This window comes from Streptomyces sp. NBC_00258 (assembly GCF_036182465.1).
Lineage (GTDB): Bacteria > Actinomycetota > Actinomycetes > Streptomycetales > Streptomycetaceae > Streptomyces.
In genome coordinates this window covers 6,744,905-6,758,013 of sequence record NZ_CP108081.1, presented here as the reverse complement: position 1 = coordinate 6,758,013, position 13,109 = coordinate 6,744,905, and the positions used below count along the sequence as shown (strand labels likewise).

The following is a 13,109-nucleotide window of genomic DNA, read 5'->3' as shown; positions in this document are numbered from 1 at the left end:
TCCCCTCGGTCACTACCGAGCGTAGCCATGCGACCGCCACCGTGTGACCATGACGAACGCAATCCCCCACTACCGCCCCGAGTGGGTCCCCCTCGCCGGCCACCAACTCCGCCTGTCCGGCATCCACTTCGACACGATCCGTGTCCAGGGCGTACGCGGGGAGCAGGTCGCCGCGGACCTCGTCGAGGCGGCGGACGGCGACGCGGGGCCCGTCGTCTGCGAGGCGGTCGGGTTCCGGTGGATGTACTTCCTGCTCGCGCCGGGAGCCGCGAGGGCACACACGTGGCCGTTGGGGGTGCAGCGGTTCGGCGGGGCCGGGAGCCGCACGGTCACGTACATCGGGATTCCGGCGCTGGACGGCAACACCTGGCCGTTGCAGTGGTACAGCGAACCGACGCCGACCACACCGTACGTGGACCCGGACCGACTGCACGCGACGCTCGGCCCTCGCTGCGCGTGAGTGCGCTGTGCGAAGGCCGCAGCGGCTTGCCCGTCGGGCCGGGGCTACTTGACCTCGCGCAGGCCCAGCGGGCCCGCGATCTCCTCCGCCATCACCTTGCCGGCCGCCTCCGCGAGGGCGTCCTCGCTGAGGTCCTGGTCGGTGTCGAGGCCGTCCAGTTCCTCCAGGGGCTGGTTGAGGCGGACATGGGCGACCAGGGACTGCAGAGCCCGCAGTGTCGCCGAGGCCGTCGAGCCCCAGTTGGAGAAGTACGAGAACTGCCACCACCACATGGCCTCGGTGGTGCGGCCCGCCCGGTAGTGGGCCATGCCGTGACGGAGGTCCGTCATGACGTCGGCCAGGTCGTCCGAGATACGGGCCGGGACCGGAGGCTTACGGGGCTCGTACGGGTCGAAGACCTCGGAGTAGACATCGACGGGGTCGAGCATCTCCGCGAGGCGCTCGCGGAGATCGTCGACGTCCGGCTCGGGGCCCAGGTCGGGCTCGTAGCGCTCGTCCGGGACGATGTCCTCGTGCGCGCCCAGGCGGCCGCCGGCCAGCAGGAGCTGGGAGACCTCCAGGAGGAGGAAGGGGACCGCCGAGTCCGGCTCGTCGCCCTTGGCGACCTCTGTGACCGCTACGAGGAAGCTCTCGACCTGGTCGGCGATCTGGACCGCGAAGTCATCGGGGTCCTGAGCGGTCGCGTGCAGCGTGGCGTCAGACATCTAGAAGCCGGCCTTCCTCAAGAACATCGACAGGAGCATCGACAAGGACGTCGAGAAGAGCTTCGTCCCGTGTGTCTCGTACATTTCGCGCATCTCGCACATCTCGTGCGCCAACCACTCGTTCAGACATCCAGCAGCCGCCTTCCCTCGAAGGCGCGGCCCAGAGTGACCTCGTCGGCGTACTCGAGGTCACCGCCCACCGGCAGCCCGCTGGCGAGGCGGGTGACCCTGAGGCCCATGGGCTTGATCATGCGGGCGAGGTACGTGGCCGTGGCCTCGCCCTCCAGGTTCGGGTCCGTGGCCAGGATGAGCTCCGTGACCGTGCCGTCCGCCAGGCGCGCGAGCAGTTCCCTTATGCGCAGATCGTCGGGGCCCACGCCCTCGATCGGGCTGATCGCGCCGCCCAGGACGTGGTACTTGCCCCGGAACTCGCGCGTCCGCTCGATGGCGACGACGTCCTTGGGCTCCTCGACCACGCAGATGACCGTGAGGTCGCGGCGCGGGTCGCGGCAGATGTTGCACAGCTCCTCCTGCGCCACGTTCCCGCAGGTGGCACAGAAGCGGACCTTCGCCTTGACCTCCATCAGGCACTGAGCGAGACGGCGCACGTCCGTCGGCTCCGCCTGGAGGATGTGGAAGGCGATCCGCTGCGCGCTCTTGGGACCGACGCCGGGGAGCCGCCCCAGTTCGTCGATGAGGTCCTGGACCACGCCTTCGTACACGGATTGCCTTCCTGTCCCTGCTCGTTCTTCAGCTGGCTCGGTACGTACCGTAGTCGTGCTTGCCCACTTGGTACGTACGGTAGTTGGCGGTCGGCCGTCTTAGAAGGGACCGCCGGGTTGACTTAAAACGGCAGGCCGGGGATGCCGCCGCCACCCAGTCCCTGGGCCAGCGGGCCGAGCTTCTGCTGCTGGAGGGTCTGGGCGTTCTCGTTGGCCGCCTGGACCGCCGCGACGATCAGGTCGGCGAGGGTCTCGGTGTCCTCGGGGTCCACGGCCTTGGGGTCGATGACCAGGCCACGCAGCTCGCCCGAACCCGTCACCGTCGCCTTCACCAGGCCGCCGCCCGCCTGTCCTTCGACCTCCGTCCGCGCCAGCTCCTCCTGCGCGTTCGCGAGGTCCTGCTGCATCTTCTGGGCCTGCTGGAGCAGCTGCTGCATATTGGGCTGGCCACCACCGGGAATCACGATCAGCTCCTGGTTTCGTACGGCTGTGAGTACGGCTTTCGGGACGGCCGTGAGCACGACCGTCCGTACCGCTTGAGTACGGCTGTCCGGCGGGGTTTTCCCGCCTTGGCACGAGCCTACGTGGTCTACCGTGCCGTCGCCCCAGCACTCTTTCGAGTGAGACAGGGGATTGGCCTATACCTGATCAAGGCCCACGTCCGAGCGGAAAACCCCCGAAACCGGGTCCATCGCCACCCATTGGGAGGTAGTAAGGGTGCGGCGCAGCAGCATCTCGTGAACCTTGCGCCACGTTACCGTCACGCAACGTCACGAGTAGGGAGCGTCGGGTGAGCCAGCCGGACATGCAGCCCGAGGGGTCGGCCCAGGACGGGGACGGTCGGGGTGATGGTGCGCGGGCCGGTGGCCTGAGGCCGGGAGGGTTCGGGCCCGGCGGCTCCGGCGGTCCCGGAGGGCCCGGACGGAGCGGTCCCAGACGCGGTGTTCCCGGCCGGGGCGCACTCGGGCCGCCCGGCGGGCCGAGGCCCAGCGATCTCATGGGGCGTACGTTCCCGCTCGGGGACTGGGGGGAGCCGGCCGAGCGGCTCCACGAGCTGTACCGGTGGGTGGAGGCGGGGGCGCTGACCACGGCGTCCTGGTATCTCGCCGAGCGGGTGTGGAAACGGCGGGGTGCGCGGGCGTTGCGCGCGGGGGCCGCGGTGGGGGCTCTGGCCGGGGCCGCGTTGCCTCTGCTCGATGTCACGGGGGTGGTGGGCGGGGGTGCCGTCTGGGGGTATCTGGGGATGCTGGTCGGGGTCGCCTGTGTGGCGGGGGACCGTTTCTTCGGGGTGACGGCCGGGTGGATAAGGGATGTGGCCACGGCTCAGGCCGTGCAGCGGCGGTTGCAGCTGCTTCAGTTCGACTGGGCGTCCGAGTGTGTGCGGGAGGTTCTCGGGCCCACCGAGGGGACTGCGGGGGAGGCCGCGGAGCGATGCCTTGGTGTGCTTCGGCGGTTCTCCGAGGACATGACTGAGCTTGTGCGGGCGGAGACCGCGGACTGGATGGTCGAGTTTCGGACCGGGGCGGGGCCGCTGGCCATCCAGGCGGGCGGGGGTGGGGGCGCGCGCGCCGACTCGGCTCCGCCTGGACGGCCCCCGCTCCCCCCGGGCACCCGCCCGAACATGCCGCGCCAGCGCCCGCCCGAGCCCCGGTAGGGCCTTTTTTCGCCCCCGCCGCCCCTACCCATTCCCGTCACTAACTCGGGGGCTCCGCCCCCGAACCCCCAAAAGACTGCGCAGTTCCCCGCGCCCCTTTCAGGGGCGCGGGGAACTGCGCGACAAGCCACAACGCACCCGCACCCCGAATCGCACCCCCACGGGGTCTGGGGCGGAGCCCCAGGGGACGGGAATGGGTAGGGGCGGCGGGGGCGAAGAACGCCCTATACCTGCGGCAGCGGGAACGCCACCGGTCCCCGCAACCCCGCTCGGTTGACCCCCCTCACCCCGAAGAAGACGTTGTCCTTGGACAGATCCACCTCGTGGGAGGTCACGTCGCCGACCGGGATGACGTGGGTCCACTCGGGAGCCGTGGTCTCGCGCCAGACGACCTCGTAGCCCACCAGGTCGGGCTCGGAACCACGCTTCCACGTCAGCTCGGTGGAGTTCGTGAGCGCGGCTGTCTGGATCCGCGCCTCGCGAGGCGCCGCCGGAGCCTGGGCCAGGGTCCAGAGCGCCGCCGCGTTGACCCGGGCGACCCGGGCCGTGAAGGGGAAGTCGCAGAACTCAGGCAGGTCCCCGTACTGCTTGCCGCCCTCCTCCCGCACGTCCTGGTGCTGATGGGCGAAGTCCTCGGCCGGCTCGGTGAATCGGGCGGCCGCGTAGCCCTGTTCGAGGAAGGGGATGTGGTCACCGCCCCGGCGGTACCGGTCACGGCGATAGACGACCCGTACGTGCATACCCGTCGCCGAGTTGTCCGCCGTCTCGCGCACGAAGCGCGCCAACTGCCGTGACGGGGAGTCGTTCTCGCCGCCAACCGAACGGCGCGTCGCCGCCTGCTCCGCGGTCTCGGACGTGGGCACACCCTCGGCGAAGAGACGGATCGTGTACGGGTCCTTCGTCCCGTCGTCCGCCTTCGAACTGCCCACGATGTCGTTCGTGAACATGGCCTGGACGTCCGTGCCGGCCGCCTTGAACCGGGACGCCATGTGCGCGGCCCCGTACAGCCCCTGCTCCTCCCCCGCGACGGCCGCGAACACGATCGTCGACGCCGGGCGGCGCTTCGCCATCACCCGCGCCAGTTCCATCGCCACGGCCACGCCCGACGCGTCGTCGTCCGCGCCCGGGGCGTCCGAGGTGGCGTCCATGACGTCGGTGACACGGGAGTCGTAGTGGCCCGAGACGACGTACACCCGCTCCGGTGTGACCGAGCCCCGAAGCGTCGCGACCACGTTCGTGATGCGGGTCGCGGTCGGGATGCGGGACGCGGGTTCCTGGACGTACGACTGGAGTTCGGCCGTCATCCGGCCGCCGGACCCGGCGGCGTACGAGCGCATCTCCGCGAGGATCCAGTCACGGGCCGCGCCGATGCCACGGTCCGGGTCGTCCTGGGTGGAGAGGGTGTGCCGGGTGCCGAAGGAGACGAGCTTGCGGACCGTCGCCTCGATGCGGTCCGGGTCGATCTCCTTCAGCAGGGCGCGCAGCTCACGGGACGGTGGCTGCGCAGTGGCCGGCGGGCGCGGGCCCGGCTTCGCGGCCTCGGCCGGCGTCGCGGGCCTCGCGGGCGTGTCCACCAACTCGGCCGTCGGCATGGCCGGAGCGGACGCCGCGGGCGCCGCGGACGGCCCCACCGTGACGGCTCCGGCGGCCGCCGTCGCGGCCAGGACGGTTCTTCTGCTGGGCTGTATGTGCGGGACGGGGGGTGGGGTGGGGGATGAGGTGGGGGTGGGTGACATGGATCCATGGTTGTGCGCGTGTCCGGCGCACACAAGGGTCCCTGCCGTCACCCGGTGCCCGCGGCCCGTCGGGCTACCCCTCGGCGCAGATCTTCTGCCCCACCGGCGTCGAGCACGGCAGATGACCGTGCGTGCGGACCACGTCCTGGCCGCTCCCCCGGCTGATGTACGTGAGGAAGCTGGAGACGAGCGAGTCGGCGGGCGGCTCGCCGTACGTGTACGCGTACTCGATCTCGCGGTACGGGTACTCGCTGTTGCCGTGTTCGATCTCCTCGACCGACGGGTCGTGGCCGTCGAGGGTGACCCGGTGCACGCCCTGGTAGCCGGTGGCGAGGTTGAGCTCGCTGTAGCCGATGGCGCCGGGGACGCGTGCGACCGTGCCCAGCACCTGGTCGGTGGAGAAGAGTTCGCAGCGGATGACGGGAGCGGTCGGGTAGTCCTTGTTCTCGCAGTCGGAGGAGGTGTTGGCGCCCTCGTTGCGTTCGAGGACATGGCTCTGGAAGACCTTGCGCGTACCGGAGTTGGCGTCGCGGCTGACCAGACGCACGGGCAGGTCGGGGCCGCCGAGCTGCTTCCAGTTGCTGATCCGGTCGCTGTAGAGGCGGCGTACGTCCCTGGTGGAGAGGTTCTTCACCGGCAGGCCCTCGTGGGCGACCAGCACGAAGACCGAGACGGCGACGCGGGTCTCGCGCAGCTGCTGCAGCCCGCTCGGCTTGGGGCCGTCGGAGAGGGCGATCACCGGCGGGGAGCCGCCCTTGGACTTGGCTCCCTGGGCGGCGAGTTGCTGGACTCCTGCGGTGGAGCCGTGCGCGTCCACCTCGATCGTCGAACCCTCGCAGTCCTTCTCGTACTTGTCCGCCAGCTCGCGCATCACCGGCTCGAACGCCGTGGACCCGGTGACCGTCAACTCGCCCTGCTCGCAGCCGATCGGCGGCGGGGTGTCGTCGCGGGCGACCACGATGACGGCGAGCGCGAGGACGCACAGCGTGAGCATCCCGGTGATCAGCCGCGAGGGTCTGCTGAACAGCGGCGGCTTCTCGTCCGGTGTCGCACTGCGGTTGGGGTGCACCTCGCCGTCGCGGATACCGCCGATGAGCCGTATCCCGCTGCCCACGTCACCGCCCGACAGCAGCACCAGAAGCTTGAAGTGCTCCCCGCGGTTGAGCGGGACGCGCGGGATGCGCAGGGTGTTGTCCTGGTAGCCGAGGCCGTTCGACGGGGTGAAGTGGTCCATCAGATGGTCGGTGTCGGACGGCTGCGTGACCGACACCCCGCGGATGGTGCGGTCCGTGAACACCGCGGTCAGACCGTGGAGTTCACGTCCCGTGTAGTCCATGTCGGCGATGCTCTGCGAGCCGTCGTTCTCGATCCGGAGGAGGACGAGGGTCGCGTCCGCCATGCCCGGTGCCTCGTCGAACAGCCCGAGCCGCACGTTGGCCCTGCCGAGCCGGACGTCGTCCCCTATCGGGTTGTCCATCTGTACGCGGTAGCCGATGCGTTTGCGGCGCGGCACCCGGCGCTCGTACCAGACCATGATTCCCGAGGCCACGATGCCGACGACCGCCGTGCCCACGGCCACCACGTTCTCTGCGCTCAGCCACTCCACTGGGTGCCCCCACCACTCCCGGAGTCCGACGGTTCGGACACTGTACGGGCGGGGAGCGGGGTATTCCGGTGACGAAAGCCGAAGTTCAGGCGCTGTTCAGAGGCGGTTGGGCCGCCCCCTCCCGCTGCTCCCTCCAACTGCCGGTTCAGCCCTGCTTCGTGTACGTCAGTTCGTCACCGTTGCTCGTGTTCACCCTGCGGAGGCGGCCGTCGGGGAGGACGGTCAACTCCGTTGCCCCGCCCGGGCTGCAGGACGTGGCCGGCTGACCGACGGTGACCTCGGACGCGCCGATCCGGAGCGGCCCGCCGGCGCTCGGGGCCTCGGAGAGCTCCGCCCGGAACACACAGTGGTACGTGCCGCTGCCGGCCGGACCGTCCGCGGTGAGCGAGAGGACCGTGTCGCCCACCTCGCCCTGCTGGATGGTGAGTTCGCGGGTGTTGTGGCCCGTGGCGTTGTCGATGGACGCGGTCCACGTGCCGAGGTACTTGACGGGGATCGCGCCGTCCGTCGGTGTCTCCTCCGGTGTGGTCGGGGGCTGTGTGGGGCCCTCGGTGACCTGGCCCGGGGTCGTGGGCGCGTCCGCCGTCGGGGACTTGGTGGGGTCGCCGCCCGCGCGGTTGTCTCCGTCGCCCTTCATCAGCGCGTACACGGATGCGCCCGCGCCCAGCGCGACGATCAGCGCGACGATGATCAGGACCGCGGTGGAGCGGCCGCCTCCTTCCGGCGGCGGGCCGGGGTTCGGGGCGACTCCCGGTCCGTACGGGGGTGTTGGGCCGTAGGGGGGCGTTGGGCCGTAGGGAGGGGTCGAGCCAGGAGGGGGTGGGTAGCCGGCGGGTTGCTGTTGGTAGTGCGGGTAGCCGTAGCCGGCGGGCTGGGGGTGTTGCTGGGGGTAGCCGTAGGCGGGGTGGACGGGGGGTGGGCCTCCCGGCGGACCTCCCGGCGGGGTGGTCGGTGGGGGTGTTCCGGGCAGGCCCGTGGTCATGGTGGGGAGGTGGTCGAAGGGGGCGGCTCCCGGGGAGCCGGGCGGGGGTGGGGTGGGGGCGTGTTCGGGGGAGGCTTCAGGGATGGGGGTGGGACTCGGAGTGGGTGCGGCGGCCGGGGGGACCGGAGGTTCTTCGCCCCCGCCGCCCTTGCCCTTCCCGCCCCTGAGGGGTGCCGCCCCCAGACCCCCGCTGTCGGCCTGAACGGCCTCGTCCTCAAACGCCGGACGGGCTGAAATCAGCCCCTCCGGCGTTTGAGGAGCGGGGGTTCGGGGGCCGGCCCCCGACGGGGCCTGGGGCGGGGCCCCAGAGGGAAGGGACGGGTAGGGGCGGCGGGGGCGGGAGACTTCCGACCCCTCGGCAGTACCCGCGCCCTCCTTCGAACCCTCCGAACCCTCCGGACTCTCCGAGCCTTCCGGACTCTCCGGATCCTCCGTGTCCAACAACTGCACCGCGTGCCGCCCCAGTTGGGCCACGAGCATCCCCGGCAGCCAGGGGTCACGGCTGCGGCCGTCCATGACGGTGTCCTCCGCACCCGTGCGCTCCAGGATGTCGTCGAGGCTCGGTCGGGAGGCGGGGTCCTTGCGCAGGCACTGGCGGACGAGGTCGGCGATGCCCTCCGGGACGCCCTCCAGGTCCGGCTCCTCCTGGGCGATGCGGAACATCAGGGCGTGCACGCCGCTGTTGGCCGTACCGAACGGCAGGTCGCCCGTGGCCGCGTACGACAGGACCGAGCCCAGGCAGAAGACGTCGCACGCGGGCGTGATGCGGTCGCCGCGGACCTGCTCGGGGGCCATGAAACCGGGCGAGCCGACGAGCGCGCCGGTGCGCGTGAGGCCGCCGTCGGTCACCGTCTCCAGGGCGCGTGCGATACCGAAGTCGATGACGCGCGGGCCGTCGATCGTGACGAGGACGTTCGACGGCTTGAGGTCGCGGTGGATCAGCTCCGCCGCGTGGATGTCCTTGAGCGCGTGCGCGAGGCCGGCCGCGAGGATCCGTACGGAACGCTCCGGGAGCGCGCCGTGGTCGTGCCCGACGACCGCTTCGAGCGAGGGCCCCGCCACATAGCCCGTGGCGACCCAGGGGATCGCCGCCTCCGTGTCCGCGTCGAGGACCGGTGCCGTCCAGTACCCGCCCACCCGCCGGGCGGCCCGCACCTCCTGGCGGAAACGCGCGCGGAACTCCTCCTGCTCGGCGAGTTCCTGGCGTACGAGCTTGACCGCGACCGTCCGCCCCCGGTCGGAACGCGCCAGGAACACCTGCCCCATGCCGCCGGCACCGAGCCGCGCCAGCAGTCTGTACGCGCCGATCCGCTGCGGATCGGCAGGCCCGAGCTTCTCCATCGGTATGCCGCCCTCCCCCGTACTTGTGCGACAGCCCGAGGATAGTGCGGCCGAACGGGGAGGTGGCCGGAGCGGTGTCTACGGTTCCGTAACAGCGGATGCCGTTTCTGTCACGGTTCGCACACCCGACTCCGTGCCCGTTCGAGGGCCCGCTCCCCCTTCTGTGACCGTCTCCATCGCGCCGATCAGGCGCTCCAGCACCCGTACGGTCTCGGCCAGTCCGGCCTCGCCGAGGGTCTGCGCGAGGCGGTCCGCGAAGGCCGCGTGGCCGGGGGTGATCCGCCGGACGGCCGCGAGGCCCTCCTCCGTCGGGCGGAGGAGCTTGGCGCGGCGGTGGGCGGGATTGGGCACGTATTCCGCGAGGCCCCGCTCGACCAGCAGATCGGCGATCCGCTGCACGCTCTGCCGGGTGATGCCCATGACTCGGGCGATCCCGGAGACGGGCAGCGGCTCCTTCAGTACCGCCCCGAGCACCTGCCACCAGGCCGCCGTGAGCCCGGCCGGCTTGGCCAACTCCTCTGCCACACCCAGGAATTGGCCGTTCAGCCGGAAGACACCGAGCGCGCTCCGGCTGAACAGGTCCTGCCGCTCCCTGTCCTCCGCCCCACTCGCTTCACCCATGTTGCCTGTCCTGCCCGTCTCCGTCACTGGCCGGCCGCCTCAAGCACCGCGTACGCCTCCGCGTCCGAGTCGTGGAACAGCCGGTACCAGGCGTCGAGCACCTCTCCCTCGTACACCCCGAGCAGTCCGAACACCTCCCGCGCGAACGCGACGGGCTCGGTGGGCCCGGCGGTGATCAGCTTGCCGTCCGTGACGGCGTCGGTGTCGACGTACCGCTCGCCGCCCTTGTACCCCGTGGCCGCCAGGTAGAAGGAGACGGCACTGGTGTGGGCCCGGTCGTCGAGGAGTCCCTCGCGGGCGAGGCCTGCCGTGCCCCCGCAGATCGCGGCGACGGGCACGTCGGCCTCCAGGAACTCCCGCGCCTTGCGGGCGAAGGGGGCGAGGTCGTCGCTCGTGTCCCACAGATCGGCCCCCGGCAGGATCAGCAGCGAGCTGTCCTCGGGCCGCAGATCGTCGAGCGCGACGTCGGGCTGGATCCGCAGCCCGCCGACGGACCTCACGGGGGCGAGAGACGCTCCGACCGTCCGGATCTCGTAGCCGCCCCTCGCGAGGTACGCGGTCGTGTGGCCGGTCTCCCAGTCGGCGAGCGTGTCGTAGACGGCGAGGTGTACGGGCTTGCGGATGCCGTTCATGGTTCCTCCTCGGTCGTGCTGCTCGGTACGGTCCTGCGTGGTGCTTATGTAAGTATGCTGTCATCACGACAGGATGCTGTCAATAGTTTCCCCCGACCGTCGGCGGGACTGCGGTGGGATCGGGGCGGGCGTCCCTACACACGACAACCTGTCGCGTTCCCGGCCGCACCACAGACAGGACGCCGATGTCGCGCCCTCGCCCCGGACACCTACGCTCGGCCGCATGACCCCTCAGCCCAATCCCCAGGCCGGCGCCGCCGTGAAGGCCGCGGACCGTGCGCATGTGTTCCACTCCTGGTCAGCGCAGGAGCTCATCGACCCGCTCGCCGTCGCCGGTGCGGAGGGGGCGTACTTCTGGGACTACGACGGCAAGCGGTATCTGGACTTCACCAGCGGGCTCGTCTTCACGAACATCGGCTACCAGCACCCGAAGGTCGTCGCCGCGATCCAGGAGCAGGCCGCGAGCATGACGACGTTCGCGCCGGCCTTCGCCGTCGAGGCCCGGTCGGAGGCGGCCCGGCTGATCGCCGAGCGGACACCGGGGGATCTGGACAAGATCTTCTTCACCAACGGTGGCGCCGAGGCCGTCGAGAACGCCACGCGCATGGCCAGGCTGCACACCGGCCGCCCGAAGGTGCTCTCCGCCTACCGCTCGTACCACGGCGCGACCGCCGCCGCGATCAACCTCACCGGTGACCCGCGCCGCTGGCCGAACGACAGCGGGGCGGCCGGGGTCGTGCACTTCTGGGCGCCGTTCCTGTACCGCTCGCCCTTCCACGCGGAGACCGAGCAGCAGGAGTGCGAGCGCGCGCTCCAGCACCTGGAGGACACGATCGTCTTCGAGGGCCCCGCCACCATCGCGGCGATCATCCTGGAGACGATTCCGGGCACGGCCGGGATCATGATGCCGCCGCCGGGATATCTGGAGGGCGTCCGCTCGCTCTGCGACGAGTACGGGATCGTCTTCGTCCTGGACGAGGTCATGGCGGGCTTCGGAAGGACCGGGCACTGGTTCGCCGCGGACCACTACGGGGTCGTGCCGGACCTGATGACGTTCGCGAAGGGTGTGAACTCCGGGTACGTGCCGCTGGGCGGTGTTGCCATCTCCCCCGCCATCGCCGAGACCTTCGCGAAGCGCCCCTACCCCGGCGGACTCACCTACTCCGGGCACCCTCTCGCCTGTGCCGCCGCCGTCGCGACCCTCAACGTGATGGAGGAGGAGGACATCCTCGGCCAGGCCACCCGGATCGGCGCGGCCGTGCTCGGTCCCGGGCTGCGCGAGCTGGCCGAACGCCACCCGAGCGTCGGCGAGGTCCGCGGCACGGGCGTCTTCTGGGCCCTGGAACTCGTACGGGACAGGGAGACGCGGGAGCCGCTGGTGCCGTACAACGCGTCCGGTACGGCGAACGCGCCCATGGCGGCGTTCGGTGCCGCGGCGAAGGCGCACGGACTGTGGCCCTTCATCAACATGAACCGCACCCATGTCGTTCCCCCGTGCAACATCACGGAGGCCGAGGCCAAGGAGGGTCTGGCCGCGCTCGACGAGGCGCTCTCGGTGGCCGACGAGCACACGGTGTAGCGCAGGACCGGTGTGGTCCGGATGGCCCTTTCCCGAACGCGTAAGGTGACTGGCTCGTAGACATGAGCGAGTACTTATCCGATCGGGGAAGGAACGGACGATGCCCCGCACCGGCAGCGGCAATGGCGCCGTCACCCGCAGCACCCTGCGGCAGCAGATCGCGGACGCGCTCCGCGACGAGGTGCTGGCCGGACGCCTCAAGCCGGGCCAGGAGTTCACGGTCAAGGAGATCGCCGAGCAGTACGGCGTCTCCGCGACCCCCGTCCGCGAGGCCCTGGTCGATCTGTCGGCCCAGGGCCTGCTGGACGCGGACCAGCACCGCGGCTTCAGCGTCCACGAGTACTCGCTGAACGACTACCGGGGCATGATCGAGGCCCGCAGCCTGGTCACGGACAGCATCTTCCGCGGGCTGCTCGACGGGGAGGCCACCACCACCCGGGGCGCCCGCGCCGCGCTCGCCACGCGGATCGACGACCCGCGCACCGGTGCCGCGCTCGCCGGGGTGCGGCGGCGCGGCGAGGAGGCCCAGCGGGCGGCCTCCGCCGGTGACCTCAACATCCTCATCGGCTACGACCTGCGCTTCTGGCGCGAGCTCAGCGGGCTGTTCGGCAACCCCTATCTCGCCGACTTCCTGCACCGGCTGCGTGTCCAGTCCTGGGTCTGCGCGGTCCAGCACCTGCGCCGGGTCGACGACCTGCGCGGCCGTCTGTGGGCCGAGCACACGGCCCTCGTGGACGCCCTCACCGAACGCGACGCCCCGACCGCACACGCGATCGTGACCGCGTACGACGCGCACTCGCTGGCGCTGATCGAGCAGTTGGTCGCCGACTAGGCCCGCGAGGATCCCGGGGTGGGTCGAGGATCTGGGCCGGGGCCGGGGGCCGGGGGCCGGGGCCGGGAGGGCCGGGGCCGGAGGTCGGGGCGCGGGCCGTGCCGGTACGTCGAGCCCGCCGCCTCCGGGTATACGGCTGTTGGTTTTTAGGGTTCCGTTTCCTGGAGGAGCCGTACGCGGCGGGCTTTCGACGTACCGGCACGGCCCGCTCCCGTGCGTATTTCGGCTGCGGGTCCGGAC

Annotated in this window: 12 protein-coding genes; 4 read left to right on the top strand and 8 right to left on the bottom strand. The window is 71.1% G+C overall.

The annotated features are described in order from the left end of the window. Positions 1 to 49 precede the first annotated feature (49 nt). Complete coding sequence (locus tag OG718_RS30160) at positions 50 to 460, top strand: hypothetical protein (protein WP_373466222.1); 411 nt, start codon at positions 50 to 52, stop codon at positions 458 to 460. Between the two features lie 44 nt (positions 461 to 504). Here the strand turns inward: OG718_RS30160 and OG718_RS30155 are convergent, their stop codons facing one another. The 3 genes from OG718_RS30155 to OG718_RS30145 form a co-directional block, all read right to left on the bottom strand. Beyond that, the gene (locus OG718_RS30155; protein WP_143640224.1) at positions 505 to 1,164 is read right to left on the bottom strand and encodes a DUF5063 domain-containing protein; all 660 of its coding nucleotides are present in this window, start codon (positions 1,162 to 1,164) and stop codon (positions 505 to 507) included. Positions 1,165 to 1,286: 122 nt separating this feature from the next. Further along, positions 1,287 to 1,886: a recombination mediator RecR gene (gene recR, locus OG718_RS30150; protein WP_055613476.1), complete on the bottom strand. Its 600-nt coding sequence runs from the start codon at positions 1,884 to 1,886 to the stop codon at positions 1,287 to 1,289. Positions 1,887 to 2,008: 122 nt separating this feature from the next. Continuing rightward, positions 2,009 to 2,350 (bottom strand): YbaB/EbfC family nucleoid-associated protein, encoded by a 342-nt coding sequence (locus OG718_RS30145; protein ID WP_079053092.1) that lies wholly within the window; start codon positions 2,348 to 2,350, stop codon positions 2,009 to 2,011. A 326-nt stretch (positions 2,351 to 2,676) separates the two neighbouring features. Here OG718_RS30145 and OG718_RS30140 point away from each other — a divergent pair, with 326 nt between their 5' ends. After that, a complete protein-coding gene (locus OG718_RS30140; protein WP_260695386.1) occupies positions 2,677 to 3,540 on the top strand; it encodes an SLATT domain-containing protein in 864 nt (287 codons plus the stop codon). 224 nt (positions 3,541 to 3,764) lie between these two features. On the opposite strand, the gene OG718_RS30135 is transcribed toward OG718_RS30140, so the two are convergent. The 5 genes from OG718_RS30135 to OG718_RS30115 all read right to left on the bottom strand — a co-directional run bounded on the left by OG718_RS30135 (position 3,765) and on the right by OG718_RS30115 (position 10,458). Next, positions 3,765 to 5,276 carry a M20/M25/M40 family metallo-hydrolase gene (locus tag OG718_RS30135; protein WP_328845677.1) on the bottom strand — a complete coding sequence of 504 codons (1,512 nt, stop codon included), beginning with the start codon at positions 5,274 to 5,276 and terminating at the stop codon, positions 3,765 to 3,767. Positions 5,277 to 5,349: 73 nt separating this feature from the next. Then, on the bottom strand, positions 5,350 to 6,882 hold the full coding sequence (locus OG718_RS30130) for a substrate-binding domain-containing protein (protein WP_328845676.1): 1,533 nt from the start codon (positions 6,880 to 6,882) through the stop codon (positions 5,350 to 5,352). 145 nt (positions 6,883 to 7,027) lie between these two features. Further along, positions 7,028 to 9,205: a serine/threonine-protein kinase gene (locus OG718_RS30125; protein WP_328845675.1), complete on the bottom strand. Its 2,178-nt coding sequence runs from the start codon at positions 9,203 to 9,205 to the stop codon at positions 7,028 to 7,030. Positions 9,206 to 9,283: 78 nt separating this feature from the next. Further along, positions 9,284 to 9,826 (bottom strand): MarR family winged helix-turn-helix transcriptional regulator, encoded by a 543-nt coding sequence (locus tag OG718_RS30120; RefSeq protein WP_328845674.1) that lies wholly within the window; start codon positions 9,824 to 9,826, stop codon positions 9,284 to 9,286. Positions 9,827 to 9,849: 23 nt separating this feature from the next. After that, positions 9,850 to 10,458, bottom strand: a complete 609-nt coding sequence (locus OG718_RS30115) for a type 1 glutamine amidotransferase family protein (RefSeq protein WP_143640218.1) — start codon at positions 10,456 to 10,458, stop codon at positions 9,850 to 9,852. Between the two features lie 223 nt (positions 10,459 to 10,681). Between OG718_RS30115 and OG718_RS30110 the strand changes: the two genes are divergently transcribed. Both OG718_RS30110 and OG718_RS30105 read left to right on the top strand, forming a co-directional pair. Continuing rightward, entirely contained in the window at positions 10,682 to 12,037 is a 1,356-nt protein-coding gene (locus OG718_RS30110) for an aspartate aminotransferase family protein (protein WP_328845673.1), read from the top strand. Positions 12,038 to 12,137: 100 nt separating this feature from the next. Continuing rightward, on the top strand, positions 12,138 to 12,869 hold the full coding sequence (locus OG718_RS30105; RefSeq protein WP_143640214.1) for a GntR family transcriptional regulator: 732 nt from the start codon (positions 12,138 to 12,140) through the stop codon (positions 12,867 to 12,869). Positions 12,870 to 13,109 lie beyond the last annotated feature (240 nt).

Excerpts from the sequence above, each read along its gene's own strand:
- OG718_RS30115 (WP_143640218.1), bottom strand. The coding sequence starts at position 10,458 with ATGAACGGCATCCGCAAGCCCGTACACCTCGCCGTCTACGACACGCTC.
- OG718_RS30155 (WP_143640224.1), bottom strand. The coding sequence starts at position 1,164 with ATGTCTGACGCCACGCTGCACGCGACCGCTCAGGACCCCGATGACTTC.
- OG718_RS30105 (WP_143640214.1), top strand. The coding sequence starts at position 12,138 with ATGCCCCGCACCGGCAGCGGCAATGGCGCCGTCACCCGCAGCACCCTG.
- OG718_RS30125 (WP_328845675.1), bottom strand. The coding sequence starts at position 9,205 with ATGGAGAAGCTCGGGCCTGCCGATCCGCAGCGGATCGGCGCGTACAGA.
- OG718_RS30160 (WP_373466222.1), top strand. The coding sequence starts at position 50 with ATGACGAACGCAATCCCCCACTACCGCCCCGAGTGGGTCCCCCTCGCC.
- OG718_RS30135 (WP_328845677.1), bottom strand. The coding sequence starts at position 5,276 with ATGTCACCCACCCCCACCTCATCCCCCACCCCACCCCCCGTCCCGCAC.
- OG718_RS30120 (WP_328845674.1), bottom strand. The coding sequence starts at position 9,826 with ATGGGTGAAGCGAGTGGGGCGGAGGACAGGGAGCGGCAGGACCTGTTC.
- OG718_RS30110 (WP_328845673.1), top strand. The coding sequence starts at position 10,682 with ATGACCCCTCAGCCCAATCCCCAGGCCGGCGCCGCCGTGAAGGCCGCG.